Origin of the sequence: Loktanella sp. DJP18 (assembly GCF_049310965.1) — a bacterium.
Classification (GTDB): domain Bacteria; phylum Pseudomonadota; class Alphaproteobacteria; order Rhodobacterales; family Rhodobacteraceae; genus Loktanella.
In genome coordinates this window covers 1-13,523 of sequence record NZ_JBMERN010000099.1, presented here as the reverse complement: position 1 = coordinate 13,523, position 13,523 = coordinate 1, and the positions used below count along the sequence as shown (strand labels likewise).

General features: G+C 60.7%; 12 protein-coding genes. 11 read left to right on the top strand and 1 reads right to left on the bottom strand.

Annotated elements, in window-relative coordinates; genetic code table 11:
- On the top strand, nt 1–421 hold a 421-nt coding region (locus tag ACOI1H_RS19365; protein WP_422439474.1), incomplete at its 5' end, for an isocitrate/isopropylmalate family dehydrogenase.
- Between the two features lie 333 nt (nt 422–754).
- Here the strand turns inward: ACOI1H_RS19365 and ACOI1H_RS19360 are convergent.
- A complete protein-coding gene (locus ACOI1H_RS19360) occupies nt 755–1,819 on the bottom strand; it encodes a LacI family DNA-binding transcriptional regulator (protein WP_422439473.1) in 1,065 nt (354 codons plus the stop codon).
- A 160-nt stretch (nt 1,820–1,979) separates the two neighbouring features.
- On the opposite strand from ACOI1H_RS19360, the gene ACOI1H_RS19355 reads away from it, so the two are divergent.
- The 10 genes from ACOI1H_RS19355 (at nt 1,980) to ACOI1H_RS19310 (ending at nt 13,370) form a co-directional block, all read left to right on the top strand.
- Nucleotides 1,980–2,987 carry an ABC transporter permease gene (locus ACOI1H_RS19355; RefSeq protein WP_422439472.1) on the top strand — a complete coding sequence of 336 codons (1,008 nt, stop codon included), beginning with the start codon at nt 1,980–1,982 and terminating at the stop codon, nt 2,985–2,987.
- A gap of 37 nt (nt 2,988–3,024) precedes the next feature.
- Nucleotides 3,025–4,041, top strand: a complete 1,017-nt coding sequence (locus ACOI1H_RS19350) for a substrate-binding domain-containing protein (protein WP_422439471.1) — start codon at nt 3,025–3,027, stop codon at nt 4,039–4,041.
- 71 nt (nt 4,042–4,112) lie between these two features.
- Nucleotides 4,113–5,687, top strand: coding sequence for a sugar ABC transporter ATP-binding protein (locus ACOI1H_RS19345; protein WP_422439470.1), 1,575 nt, complete (start codon nt 4,113–4,115; stop codon nt 5,685–5,687).
- Nucleotides 5,688–5,700: 13 nt separating this feature from the next.
- Nucleotides 5,701–6,741: an ABC transporter permease gene (locus tag ACOI1H_RS19340; RefSeq protein WP_422439469.1), complete on the top strand. Its 1,041-nt coding sequence runs from the start codon at nt 5,701–5,703 to the stop codon at nt 6,739–6,741.
- A gap of 15 nt (nt 6,742–6,756) precedes the next feature.
- Nucleotides 6,757–7,758 carry a dihydroxyacetone kinase subunit DhaK gene (locus tag ACOI1H_RS19335; RefSeq protein WP_422439468.1) on the top strand — a complete coding sequence of 334 codons (1,002 nt, stop codon included), beginning with the start codon at nt 6,757–6,759 and terminating at the stop codon, nt 7,756–7,758.
- A 10-nt stretch (nt 7,759–7,768) separates the two neighbouring features.
- Nucleotides 7,769–8,422 carry a dihydroxyacetone kinase subunit L gene (locus ACOI1H_RS19330; protein WP_422439467.1) on the top strand — a complete coding sequence of 218 codons (654 nt, stop codon included), beginning with the start codon at nt 7,769–7,771 and terminating at the stop codon, nt 8,420–8,422.
- 24 nt (nt 8,423–8,446) lie between these two features.
- The gene (locus tag ACOI1H_RS19325) at nt 8,447–9,490 is read left to right on the top strand and encodes an aldo/keto reductase (protein WP_422439466.1); all 1,044 of its coding nucleotides are present in this window, start codon (nt 8,447–8,449) and stop codon (nt 9,488–9,490) included.
- Between the two features lie 51 nt (nt 9,491–9,541).
- The gene (locus tag ACOI1H_RS19320; RefSeq protein ID WP_422439465.1) at nt 9,542–9,703 is read left to right on the top strand and encodes a hypothetical protein; all 162 of its coding nucleotides are present in this window, start codon (nt 9,542–9,544) and stop codon (nt 9,701–9,703) included.
- Nucleotides 9,700–11,331, top strand: coding sequence for an FGGY-family carbohydrate kinase (locus ACOI1H_RS19315; protein WP_422439464.1), 1,632 nt, complete (start codon nt 9,700–9,702; stop codon nt 11,329–11,331). Before ACOI1H_RS19320 ends, ACOI1H_RS19315 begins: the two co-directional genes overlap by 4 nt.
- Nucleotides 11,332–11,570: 239 nt before the next feature.
- Nucleotides 11,571–13,370: an NAD(P)-binding domain-containing protein gene (locus tag ACOI1H_RS19310; protein ID WP_422439463.1), complete on the top strand. Its 1,800-nt coding sequence runs from the start codon at nt 11,571–11,573 to the stop codon at nt 13,368–13,370.
- Nucleotides 13,371–13,523 lie beyond the last annotated feature (153 nt).

Below are 13,523 nucleotides of genomic sequence, written 5' to 3'. Positions count from 1 at the left end.
CATGCTAGTCGACGCGATGACGGTTCGCATGGTGAAAAATCCGCGCAGCCTCGATACGATCGTGGCCACCAACTTACATGCTGATATTTTATCCGATCTTGCAGGAGCACTTGCAGGTAGCCTTGGCGTAGCTCCCACGGCAAATATTGATCCCGAGCGGCGCAATCCGTCGATGTTCGAACCAATTCATGGTTCTGCTTTTGACATCACCGGCAAAGGGATCGCCAACCCGGTCGCGACCTTTTGGACCGCGTCCCAAATGCTGGAACATCTGGGGGAAACAGCAGCGTCTGAACGTCTGATGCGTGCGGTTGAAAAGGTTTGCAAGGAAGGTATCATGACCCCTGATATTGGTGGAACGGCTGATACGCAGCAGGTAACTGACGCTGTCTGTAACGCAATCCGCGGGGCCAATGACTGAGGCTCTGGCTGTGGCTGTGGCTGTGGCTGTGGCTGAATTAATGCATTTTTCCGATGACGCAACCAGCCCGTCATCGTGATCAAAGCCGGGAAACTACAATATCCGGCGGTCCAGGACTGGGGAGCGGAGCAGACGGTATAGTTCTATCCCAAAAGGTGGACTACTTCAGTGGGGGCATTCCAAAGGCATGAGGACGAGTACGTCCGAAAGCGGGTGTCAGGCAGCAATGGCGGCACGGAAAGCATAACCTAGGCCGCTTTCGCCTCCGAAATCCGTCCCCAAAACGCTCAGGCGGCAATCTCGGGGCAGCCGGGAACGTTGATCAGATGTTCTTTATAAATGCGTCAACTTGGCCTCTGATGATTTGCGCGTGCTTTTACGCAGGATCAGCCGCCCGCTGACTAGAACTTTGATTGAGGGTTGACTTGCACCAGCGCCGATCAAATCGTCGATCAAGCGCACGGCCGTCGCGCCAATCTGCTGTTTGGGAACATCCACTGTCGACAAGCTGGGCGAAAGTAAGCTGCTCATGGGTAGGTTATCGAACCCGAAAATCGAAACGTCGACAGGAATGGCGTAGCCACTCTCCTGCAAGGCGCGCATCATGCCGAAAGCAACGATGTCATTTACGCAGAAATAGGCCTCCGCGATGTCGTTATGGATTTTAAGGTAGTGCTTAGCCTGTTCAAAGGCACCGTCGCGCGTCGCCGCGACCCTAATCCGGTCCATTTTAAGAACCTCGATGCCAATCGACTTGCACGCTTTCAGAAACGCATCTTCACGAAGGCGAAAATTCGCGACGTCGGCGGTGCTGCCGACGAAACCAACGCGTCTAAACCCTGCGTCGCGCATATGGCATGCAATGGCAAAGACCGTCTGGTCGTTATCCATGTCGACGAAGTTTGCGTTCAGACGCGGATAATACGTGTCGATAAACACGATGCGTGCACCACATCCGGCAAGCATCTGGACATCCTGTTCAGACAGCTCCGTGCCCAGCACAATCGCGCCGTCCAGATTGCGCGAGTCGCTCGCTGCCAGAACGCCCGAGAGATCGGCGCTGTCGTGCGTCACGACCTCCAGCACATAGTCTCGGCGGGTGGCTTCCTGCGACATCCCGTCGATGTAGTCCGAGATGAAATGGTTGTGGTCACGGTTCACAGTCTCGCCGTGCTTGGAAATCCTGATGAAGCGCAGTGTGCGTGTTACATCCACCTTGGCCCTGACGCCGCGTGGCGTATAGCCAAGCGACGATGCGGCATCCAACACGCGCTCGCGGGTGATCTGCGGAAACTCGCCCTTCGCATTCAATACCAAAGACGCTGTGGAGGCAGAGACACCGGCGCGCTCTGCGACCTGTCGCAGGGTCACCGGTTTTGTTTCAAGATTGTCCATCATCAGATCCGCTGCTTTCGGCGCGGATCCCTACCCGGAAACCCGCCCAAATCAAAGGGCGCTGTCGTCATTCCCCTCAGAAACATGTTGCACGATCAAAAACAAACTGCTAGCATTTTACTAAATAATATGAAGTTTTACTAAAGTCTCGGGAGGAGCTCTGGTGAAGCGCGATGCGAACTTCCTGGTGCTTTGCGCCTTGATCGTGGTCCTTCTGGTCCTTGGAGGGGCCGTGTCGGACGGCACTTACCTGTCATTGTTCAACCTTCAGTCGATGGCGACGCAGGTGCCCGAAATCGGCCTGCTGGCCATCGGCGTGATGCTGGCGATGTGCGCGGGCAACGGCGGCATCGACCTGTCCGGGATCGCGAATGCGAACATGGCGGGCGTCGCCTCGGGCATTTTCGCCCTGTCACTGTTCGACGCCTACGCATCGCCGATGCTGTTCACCGTGACCTTCGCCGTCGGCTGCATGGTCGTCGGGCTGATCGGCGGCATTCTGAACGGCATCATCATCTCTCGATTCGGGATCACGCCGATCCTTGGCACGCTGGGCACGCAGATGCTGTTCACCGGCGTCGCGGTCGTGCTGTCCGACGGCCGTTCCGTCACGATCGGCGCGCCGGACCCGCTTTATGCGCTTGGCAACGGGCTGATCTTCGGCGTACCGACCAGCTTTCTGATCTTTGTCGTGATCGGGATCGTCCTCGCGTTGATCCTGCGCTTCACGCCCTATGGGATGCGTTTGATGTTGACCGGGGCGAATCCCAAGGCGGCGACCTACAGCGGCTTTCCCAGCGGACGCATCATCACGACGACCTACGCGATTTCGGGTCTGCTTGCGGGCATCGCCGGGATCATCATCGCCGCCCGCAACGTCAACGTGAAATGGGACTACGGCACATCCTATCTGCTGGTCGCGATCCTGATTGCCGTGATGGCCGGGGTCCGCCCCGAAGGCGGCTATGGACGCGTCATCAATGTCGTGCTGTCGGCCATCGTGCTGCAGCTGCTGTCCAGTCTGCTGAACTTCATCGGGCTGTCGAACTTCGTAAGAGATCTGGCCTGGGGCGCATTGCTTTTGTGTTTCCTGGCCGTGGCGCGCTTTGACCTGATCAACAGGTTCATCGCGTTCCGACCTTCCCGGCGCGCCCCTCACGCCGCGGAATAAGAGGGAGGATGAGGGCATTCGAGTGAGGAGTCAGAGAATGAAAAACGCACGTCACGTATTGAACACCGGCTTGAAGGCTGCACTTGTCGCGTCCGCCCTGGGCGTCGCGGGACAAGCGGCCTTGGCGCAGGATGGCAAGACCATCACGACAGTCGTCAAGATCAGCGGCATCCCGTGGTTCGACCGGATGGAAACAGGCGTGAACCTTTACGCCGAAGAGCATCCCGACCTGAACATCAGCCAGGTCGGTCCGGCGACGGCCGACTCAGCCCAGCAATTGCAGATCGTTCAGGACCTGATTGCCAAGGGCACCGACGCACTGGCCATCGTGCCGATGGACCCGACGATCCTTGAGGGTGTGCTGAAGCGCGCCATGGAGCGTGGCACGATCGTCGTGACTCACGAGGCCGACAACCAGGTCAACACGATGGTCGACGTCGAAGCCTTCGACAACGCCGAATACGGTGCGGCTCTGAACGCGAGACTGGCGGATTGCATGGGGCAAGAAGGCAAGTGGACCACCTTCGTGGGATCGCTGGGCAGCCGGACGCACATGCAGTGGGTCGGTGCCGGCGAAGAAAATGCCAAGCAGTATGCGGGCATGGAACTTGTCGATCCGAACAACGAATCCTTCGACGATGCCAACGGCACCTACGAGAAGGCCAAGGAAATCCTGCGCAAGCACCCCGATATCAAGGGGTTTCAGACATCGGCCGGGAACGACGTTCTGGGCGTGGGCCGGGCGATCGAGGAAGCCGGTCTGACCGGCCAGGTCTGCCTCGTCGGAACCGGCCTGCCGAACCCGTCGGCAGCCTATCTCGACAGCGGCGCGATCACGGCGATCGGCTTTTGGGATCCGCAAAAGGCAGGCATGGCGATGAATGAAGTCGCACGCATCCTGCTGGAGGGCGGCGAGATCACAGACGGCATGGACCTGGGTGTTGAAGGCTACAATGCCGTGACGGTCCTTCCCGGTGCGGGTGAAGGCAAGCTTGTGGTCGGCAATGGCATGGTGATCGCTGACAAGGACACCTACAAGGACTACCTTTTTTAAGGTCAGCCTCACGTCACGGACTGGTCGGTCCGGCCCCGCAATCCCTGCGGCGGGCCGGCCGGTTTACCTGAATGCCCGAGTCTTCGGAGCCTTGCGACATGACCGACCGGATAAATGACACGACGCCTTTTCTGAGACTGTGCGGGATCCATAAGTATTTCGGCGGAGTCCATGCCCTCTCCGGCGTCGACATGACGATTAAAGAAGGCAAGGCCTATCACTTGCTGGGCGAGAACGGGTGCGGGAAAAGCACCGTCATCAAGATCATGTCGGGTGCCCATGCGCCCACGAAAGGCGAAATTTTTCTGGATGGCCGGCAGATAGGTCACCTGACTCCGATGGCCGCGCTGGAGGCCGGGATCGAGACTGTCTACCAGGACCTCTCCTTGCTGCCGAACCTGTCCGTGGCCGAAAACGTCGCCTTGGGCGAACAGCTTATTGCAGGCAAAGGACGCCTGATGCGGCGGCTGGACCGCAAGCGGATCGAAACCACGGCGAGTGCCGCGCTGCGCAAGGTCGGCCTTGAACCGGACAAGGCCCTCTTGACGCGCAATGTCGCCGAATTGCCGCTGGCCATCCGCCAACGCGTCGCCATCGCCCGCGCCATTGCCGCAGAGGCGCGTCTTGTCATCATGGATGAGCCCACCACCGCGTTGACGCGTCACGAGGTCGAGGCCCTGATCGAAATGGTCGGGCGTCTTCTGCGCAACAACGTCGCGGTGCTGTTCGTCACCCACAAGCTGGAAGAAAGCTACCGGATCGGGGGCGAGGCGATCGTCTTTCGCGACGGTCTGAGCGTCGCGCAGGGCCCGATCGAAAATTACACCCGCGCCCAGCTGGCAGAGCTGATGACCGGTCGCTCCATCGATTCCGTGCGGTATCGCACTGGCACACCCGAAGATCAGGGCCTGCTGGACGTGCGGAATCTGAATGCGGGTAAAAGCTTTCGCGACATCTCGTTTATCCTCAAGCGGGGCGAGATAAAAGGGATCACCGGTCTGTCCGACTCTGGCCGAAACGAACTGGCAATGGCACTGGCCGGGCATGTCCCGATTGAGAGCGGCACCGTGACGCTGGACGGCGCAGCGATCCGGATCGCCGCCCCCGCCGAAGCGATTGCGCAAGGCATCGGCTATGTGCCGGAAGATCGCCTGGCCGAAGGGCTTTTCATCGAAAAGTCGATCTATGAAAACGAGGTGCCGCTGATCCTTGACCGGATTTCAGGCAAGTTCGGCGTAATCGACGACAAGAAGGGCCGCGCTGCGGCCAGCGACATTTCAACGGGGATGAAGCTGAATACGGCGGACATCGACATGCCCGTGGGCATGCTGTCGGGGGGCAACCAGCAACGGGTGCTGATCGGGCGCTGGCTCAGCATCGATCCGCGGCTTCTGATCCTGCACGGCCCCACCGTCGGCGTCGACGTCGGATCCAAGGAAACGATCTTTCGTGCGATTCAACAGATGGCAGAACGTGGCATCGGCCTGCTGATCATTTCAGACGACCTGCCCGAACTTTTGCAGAACTGCGACCGGATCCTCGTGATGAGCGCGGGCCGCATCGTCGAGGATCTTGTCGCAGCCGAAGTCGATGAGGATCGCATCTATCAATCCATGCTTGCCAACCAGCGAGAGGCAGCAGAATGACGGTGCTCAGAACATGACCGACACGACGCAAAACAACCCTGCACCGACGGCCGCGACCACGCCGGCCCGCAGTCGGTTCTCTTTCCTGCAGCGCCATCCGGAATCTGCGAGCCTGTTGCTGCTGTTGGTCATCTGCTCCGCCGTTGCCATCATCAACCCGGCGTTTCTTCAGGCGTCCTCTCTGATCGACATGGGGCGCGCCAGCGTCGTGACGGGCCTGTTCGCTTTGGGCGTCTTTACCGTGCTGGCAGCCGGCGGGATCGATGTATCTTTCCCCGCCATCGGGGCCGTTGCGATGTATGGCGTCAGCAAGCTGGTGCTTGACGTCGTTCCGGACATGTCGATGGCCCTGATCATCGTGCTGTCGGTGGCCATCGGCACCCTGCTGGGCGCGATCAATGGCCTGCTTGTCCACGGCTTGCGCGCGCCCGCATTGATCGTGACCATCGGCACGCAGTACCTGTATCGCGGCATTCTGCTGGTGTTCGTCGGAACGGTCTGGCTAATGGAATTGCCAGCGCAGATGGTCGCCTTCGGCAAATGGTCAATGATCGACGTCACCGCGTCCAGCGGCGTCACCGTCAGCCTGCCGGTCTATTTCCTCAGTCTGCCGATCGCCGCCGTGCTGACCTGGTACGTGTTCAACCGCACTTTGATGGGCCGCGCTATTTTTGCCACGGGCGGCAACGCCGAAGTCGCCAGCCGTCTGGGCTACAACCAGCGGACGGTTCAAGTTTTCGCCTTCTCCTTTGCCGGGGCACTGGCGGGCATGGCGGGTGTCATTCAGGCCAGCGCCAACCGGATGGCCAATCCCTTCGATTTCGCCGGCACAGAGATCGCCGTCATCGCCGCCGTCATACTTGGCGGGGCGCGCATCACCGGCGGCACCGGGTCTGTGCTGGGCACCGTGATCGGCGTGCTGCTTGTTACCGTTGTGAACAACGTCCTCGTCCTCGTGGGCATCCCGAGCACCTGGCAAAGGGTCGTCGTCGGTGCCTTTATCCTGATGGCCGCCGCTTTCTTTGTCCTGCGGGACCGCAAGACCAAATACTGACACCGGAGAGAACTCATGAAAAAATTCATCAACAAGCCCGAAGATTTCGTCGAGGAAATGCTGGAAGGGATCTATCACGCGCACCCTGAGGTCACCCACGTCGGCGAGGACTTGCACTGTTTCGTGCGCACCACCCCCGTCAAGGGCAAGGTCGGCATCGTGACCGGCGGCGGCTCGGGCCACCTGCCACTGTTCCTGGGCTACGTCGGTGACAACATGCTCGACGGCGCGGGCGTCGGTGGGGTGTTTCAATCCCCCTCCTCCGAACAGGTGCTGGAGGTTACGCGCCATGTCGATCAGGGTGCGGGCGTTCTGTATCTGTACGGCAATTACAGCGGCGACCTGATGAACTTCGACATGGCCGGCGAACTGGCCGACGTGGAAGGGATCGAGACGGCTACCGTGGTCGGCCGTGACGATGTCGCATCTTCGGTCATGGGGGAAGAACACAAGCGCCGCGGCGTGGCAGGGATATTCTTTCTCTACAAGGTTGCGGGTGCCGCCGCCGCCGCGATGCAGCCCTTGGCCGAGGTCGTCCGTCTGACCGATAAGGCCAGTGCGCGGACCCGGACCATCGGTGTCGCCCTGTCCCCCTGCATCGTGCCAGAGGTCGGCAAGCCCAGCTTCGAGATCGGCGCAGACGAGATGGAGATCGGCATGGGCATCCACGGCGAACCCGGCATTACCCGCAAGAAACTGGCCACCGCCGACGCCACCGTCGACGAGATGATGCAACGTATCCTTGCCGAACAATCCTATGACATGGACACGGACGTCGCCGTCCTGATCAACGGTCTGGGGGCGACGCCGCTGGAAGAGCTTTATGTCATCTATCGCCGCACGGCGCAGGTGCTGGAAAAGTCCGGTGCAAACATCAAACACGTCTTCATCGGTGAATTCGCGACCTCAATGGAGATGGCGGGCGCGTCGATCTCGGTCCTGCAACTGGACGACGAACTGGAACCGCTGATCGCCGTCGGTGCGAATACGCCGTTCTTCAAGCACATCGCACGGTGAGGGTGACAAGATGGACCAGCTGACGGCGCAGACCATTCCGGCCCTTTTCAATCGCTTTGCCGCTGTCTTTGCGGAACAGAAAGAGGCCTTGATCGCCCTGGACGGCAAGGTCGGCGACAGCGACCTCGGCCTGACGATGGCAAAGGGTTTCGCCGCCGCCGATGCCGCCCTGGCGGGGTTGGATGACGCCACGATCGAAACGCAACTCAAGACCGCCGGGGCCGCCATTGCCCGCGCCGCACCCTCGACCATGGGAACGCTCATGGCGACGGGTTTCATGCGCGGATCGGCGGCGGCCAAGGATTGCGATGCCCTCGGGACTGCTGAACTGGCCCGGTTCTGGACAGCCTTCTATGAAGGCTGCGCCCAACGCGGGCGCGCAAAGGTCGGTGACAAGACCGTGCTGGATGTGCTGCACCCCATCGCCGAAACGATGACGCAGCAGGCGGATGCCGGCGCGGACCTGCCGACAGCTCTGTCAGCGGCGCACGCGCGTGCCGTCGTCGCGCTGGAGGACAGCAAGGATCTGATCGCCCAGCACGGCAAGGCCGCAGCCTTTCAGGACAAGACCCGCGGCATTCAGGACGCCGGCAGCACCGTCGCCGTCATCCTGATCCAAACGATGGCGCAGTTCGTGGCAGGCGACGCGACAGCGGCGAACTAGATACATTCAGAAGGATCGGAAGATATGGAATACCGCACGCTGGGCTGCTCCGGACTGAAGGTCTCTGCACTGGCCATGGGCACGTTTTCCTTTGGAGGACGCGGACCGTTCGGCGCCATCGCCAGTCAGGGCGTGGACGAGGCCGCCCGCCTGATCGACTGCTGCACGGATCACGGCGTCAACCTGATCGACACGGCGAACATGTATTCCACCGGCCTGTCAGAGGAAATCGTGGGCGAGGTTCTTGCGGACCGCAGCCCCGACCTTCTGATCTCCTCCAAGGTGCGGATGCGGATCGGTGATGGCCCCAACGACGAAGGGGCCAGCCGCTGGCATCTGATCCGTGAATGTGAACGCTCGCTCAAACGTTTGCGGCGTGATCACATCGACATCTACCACATCCACGAATGGGACGGGCAGACTCCGGTCGAAGAGACGATGGAAGCCCTCGATACACTGATCCGCCAGGGCAAGATCCGCTATGCCGGCTGCTCGAACTACACCGGCTGGCAGATCATGAAGTCGCTGATGGCGTCCGAGCGGTGCAATTTTCAGCGGTTCGTGACCCAGCAGGTGCACTACACGCTGGAAGCGCGGGAAGCGGAATACGAACTGCTGCCCCTGTCCGTCGATCAGAGGATCGGGGTCACGGTCTGGAGCCCGCTCGCCGCAGGTCTGCTGAGTGGCAAGCACACCCGCAACCAGCCCGTAGCCCCCGGCAGCCGCCAGGACCGGGGGTGGAGCGAACCGCCGATCCGTGATCACGACCGCCTGTGGAATATCGTCGATGTCCTCAACGACATTGCCGGCACTCACGAGGTCGAAGCCGCGCAGGTGGCGCTGGCCTGGACGCTGACACGTCCGTCCGTGGCGTCGCTGGTCGTCGGCGGCACCTCGATCGCGCAGTTCAAGAACAACATGCGGAGCCTGGCGATCACACTTTCGGCTGACGATCTGTCCCGCCTCGACGCGGTCAGTCGCCCGCCTCAGATCTACCCGCTCTGGCACCAGGAACAATTCGCATCACCGCGTTTCAGCGCGGCGGATCAGGCTTTTGCGTCGTCTTAGGTGATGAAAACCGACAATTTCGGATACGGCACCCCCGACACAGGCCGCAGAATGCGCGACATTGACTACCGTCAGGCCACAGGGCCGCAGCGACAGACCGGCACGCCGATCTCTTCGACCACGACAACTTCCGGCATGAATGTCGCTCGGCATCGCGCACAGTACTCGACCGGGACGATCTTTGGTCTGATGGACGGAAAGGCGTGGCCATGACCCAGACGACAGGTTCTGCGGGAGGCTATCTTCTTGGCATCGACGTCGGCACCGGCAGCGCACGCGCCGGCATCTTTACAGCGGACGGCGAACTGTGCGGAGCTGACAGCTGCGCGATCACCCTTTACCGCAACGGCGACAGGGTGGAGCAGTCCAGCGAAGACATCTGGCAGGCTGTCGTGCAGGCCGTGCGCGGTGCCGTCGGGCGGGCCGGGATCGAACCCGGAGATGTCTGCGGGATCGGTTTCGACGCGACTTGTTCGCTGGTCGTGCTGGGGCAGGACGGCATCCCGTTGCCGGTGGGTGATCCCGACCATCCGGAACGGAACATCATAGTCTGGATGGATCACCGCGCGCTGGATCAGGCAGAGCGGATCAACGCCACCGGTCACCGCGTCCTCGACTATGTGGGCGGTCGCATCTCGCCCGAGATGGAAACGCCAAAGCTCCTGTGGTTGAAAGAAAACCGCCCCGACGTCTATGCCGCCGCCTGGCAGTTCATGGATCTGACCGACTACCTGACTTGGCGGGCTACGGGCGATCTGGCCCGGTCCATCTGCACCGTCACCTGCAAATGGACCTACATGGGTCACGAGGACAGTTGGGATGCCGACTATTTCCAGACCATCGGTCTGGGCGATTTGGCAGAAGACGGCTTCCGTCGCATCGGAACGCTCATCGTGGAACCTGGCAAGGCCCTTGCCAACGGCCTGACCGTACGGGCTGCCAAGGATTTCGGGCTAACCGCAGGGACACCTGTTGGAGCCGGTCTGATCGACGCCCATGCAGGCGGTATCGGGTCGGTCGGTGCAGCGGGCGGCGGCGGTGCAATCGCCAATATGGCCTATGTCTTCGGCACATCGTCCTGCACCATGACCAGCACGGCAGCACCAGTCTTCGTGCCCGGCGTCTGGGGACCCTATTACTCGGCCATGGTACCGGGGCTTTGGCTGAACGAAGGCGGCCAATCTGCGGCGGGCGCGGCCATCGAACAATTGCTGCTGCACCATCCCATGACGGCCGAAGCGGCAGCCTTGGCGGCGCAGGACGAAATGAGCTTGCCAGACTGGCTGGCGCGGCAGGCCGAGGACCGGCCGGCCGGCAGCAGGAACGCGGTCAGTCTTGCGGGTCGCATTCACGTGGTGCCGGAATTTCTGGGAAACCGTGCGCCCTTCGCCGATCCCGACACACGCGCCGTTATTGCTGGCCTCGGCATGGCGCGCGACCTCGACAGCCTTGTCTCGCTTTATATCGCGGGTCTCTGCGGGATCGGCTACGGACTGCGCCAGATCATTGCCGCGCAAACCAGGGCCGGTGCACCGGTGGAGCGGCTAATCATCAGTGGCGGTGCCGGTCGCAGTGACCTCGTGCGCCAGCTTCTGGCCGATGCGACTGGCCTGGAATTGACGACACCGCAAACGGAAGAGCCTGTGTTGCTTGGCGCTGCCATCCTCGGTGGCGTCGCCGCCGAGTTTTATTCGGATATGGCAGCAGCCATGGCCGGAATGTCGTCATTCGCGCGGAAATTTCGCCCGCAGGGAGGAGAGGTGCCGGCCATCCATGAGGCGCGCTTTGATGTCTTCCAGCAGCTTCAATCGGTTGCGCGGGCCGCGGCAAAACGCTGTTAGGAGTGGCGTTTCACGGTCAGTCCCTAATGTGTCTGAAGGATCTCGTCACCTGCCCCCTACGTATAACAAGACGCCATACGCCCCTATCTTGCGCTGCCGCGCACAGAGTGTTCTCTCGGCCAGCAGGTTCGTCGCGGCCGTCGGTTGTGCAAGTACCTCTCAAATTCAATTTACCCAGCGTCACATTTAACGGTCATCCTGCAAGATGAGGAATCACTGACAACTTACGGGAGGACAACATGCTCGATTCAACATTATCCGCAGAGACACAAAGCTTTCTGAACAAATTCGGCGCGGCACTCCAGGACGGCGACACAAAAAAAGCGCGAGAAATGTTTCTGGATGATTGCTACTGGCGTGACCTGGTGACCTTCACCTGGAATCTCAAGACAGTGGAGGGCAAGGATCAGGTCGAGGACATGCTCAAGCATCAACTCGCTTCAACGAAACCCACCGGATGGGCGCTGGCTGAAGGGGAAACGCCGACAGAAGATGGCGGCATTGTCACCGCGTGGATCCAGTTCGAAACCACTGTCGCGCGCGGCTACGGCCTAATGCGCCTGAAGGATGGCAAGATCTGGACCCTTCTGACGACCATGGTGGAACTCAAGAGTCATGAGGAACTCAAGGGGTTCGACCGCCCTATGGGCGCAAAGCATGGCGCAGCCAAGGATCAGGCCACCTGGAAGGAAGATCGCGAGCATGAACTTGCTACCTTGGGCTATTCGGAACAGCCCTATTGCGTGATCATCGGTGGCGGTCAGGGCGGCATCGCCCTTGGCGCGCGCCTGCGCCAGTTGGGTGTGCCCACAATCATCGTCGAAAAGAACGACAAGCCCGGCGACAGCTGGCGTCACCGCTATAAATCGCTCTGTCTGCATGACCCCGTCTGGTACGACCATCTGCCCTACATCAAGTTCCCGGAGAACTGGCCGGTGTTTTCGCCAAAGGACAAGATCGGTGACTGGCTCGAGATGTACACCAAGGTTATGGAGCTGAATTACTGGACCAAGACCACCGCAAAATCCGCAACATACGACGAGGCCAAGGCCGAATGGACGGTGGTGGTGGACCGCGACGGCGAGGAGGTCGTTTTGCGTCCCAAGCAGCTGGTGATGGCCACCGGCATGTCCGGCAAGAAACGGATGCCCAGCTTTCCGGGAATGGACGAATTCAAGGGCGTTCAGCAGCATTCCTCGGAGCATGAGGGGCCGGACAAATGGGCCGGCAAGAAGGTGGTTGTGGTCGGTTCCAACAACTCGGCTCATGATATCTGCGCGGCGCTGTGGGAACACGATGCCGATGTGACCATGGTGCAGCGGTCATCGACCCATATCGTGCGGTCGGATACGCTGATGGATGTCGGGTTGGGCGCGCTCTATTCCGAACAGGCAGTCCGCGACGGCATGACGACCGAAAAGGCCGATCTGATCTTTGCGTCGCTGCCATACAGGATCCTGCACGAGTTCCAGATCCCCGCCTATGCGGAGATGAAGCACCGGGATGCGGATTTCTACAAGGGGCTTGAGGATGCGGGGTTCTGGCTGGATTGGGGCGACGACAATTCAGGACTGTTCATGAAGTACCTGCGCCGCGGTTCGGGCTACTACATCGATGTCGGCGCAAGCCAGCTGATCATCGACCGCAAGGTCAAGCTCAAGCGGGGACAGGTGCGCGCGCTGGACGAGACAGGCGTGATCCTTGACGACGGGACGCATCTGGATGCGGACCTCGTGGTCTTTGCCACCGGTTACAACTCGATGAACGGTTGGGTCGCCGATCTCATGGGGCAGGAAACTGCCGACAGGTTGGGCAAGGTCTGGGGTCTTGGCTCAGATACCACGAAGGATCCGGGCCCGTGGGAAGGCGAACAGCGCACCATGTGGAAGCCGACGCAGGTCCCGGCGCTGTGGATGCACGGGGGCAATCTGCACCAGTCGCGGCATTACTCCCAGTTTCTGGCGTTACAGTTGAAGGCCCGGATGGAAGGTATCGACACGCCTGTCTACGGACTTCAGAACGTTCATCATCAGGGTTGACGCCTCCCGGCACCCGGGCGCGTCGGTCCGGGTGCCGAACTACCTTGTTAGTCGCGATCCCAAGCGAGTTCCCCTCGTTTTGCATTGGGCCTGCATGGGTTTAAAGTAGACCCCATCCGCCCAGATGTAGAGAAACCGCCGGTTGCCAAAGTT

Coding starts and splice junctions, on each gene's coding strand:
- ACOI1H_RS19360 (WP_422439473.1), bottom strand. CDS start 1,819: ATGATGGACAATCTTGAAACAAAACCGGTGACCCTGCGACAGGTCGCA.
- ACOI1H_RS19350 (WP_422439471.1), top strand. CDS start 3,025: ATGAAAAACGCACGTCACGTATTGAACACCGGCTTGAAGGCTGCACTT.
- ACOI1H_RS19345 (WP_422439470.1), top strand. CDS start 4,113: ATGCCCGAGTCTTCGGAGCCTTGCGACATGACCGACCGGATAAATGAC.
- ACOI1H_RS19340 (WP_422439469.1), top strand. CDS start 5,701: ATGACCGACACGACGCAAAACAACCCTGCACCGACGGCCGCGACCACG.
- ACOI1H_RS19335 (WP_422439468.1), top strand. CDS start 6,757: ATGAAAAAATTCATCAACAAGCCCGAAGATTTCGTCGAGGAAATGCTG.
- ACOI1H_RS19330 (WP_422439467.1), top strand. CDS start 7,769: ATGGACCAGCTGACGGCGCAGACCATTCCGGCCCTTTTCAATCGCTTT.
- ACOI1H_RS19325 (WP_422439466.1), top strand. CDS start 8,447: ATGGAATACCGCACGCTGGGCTGCTCCGGACTGAAGGTCTCTGCACTG.
- ACOI1H_RS19320 (WP_422439465.1), top strand. CDS start 9,542: ATGCGCGACATTGACTACCGTCAGGCCACAGGGCCGCAGCGACAGACC.
- ACOI1H_RS19315 (WP_422439464.1), top strand. CDS start 9,700: ATGACCCAGACGACAGGTTCTGCGGGAGGCTATCTTCTTGGCATCGAC.
- ACOI1H_RS19310 (WP_422439463.1), top strand. CDS start 11,571: ATGCTCGATTCAACATTATCCGCAGAGACACAAAGCTTTCTGAACAAA.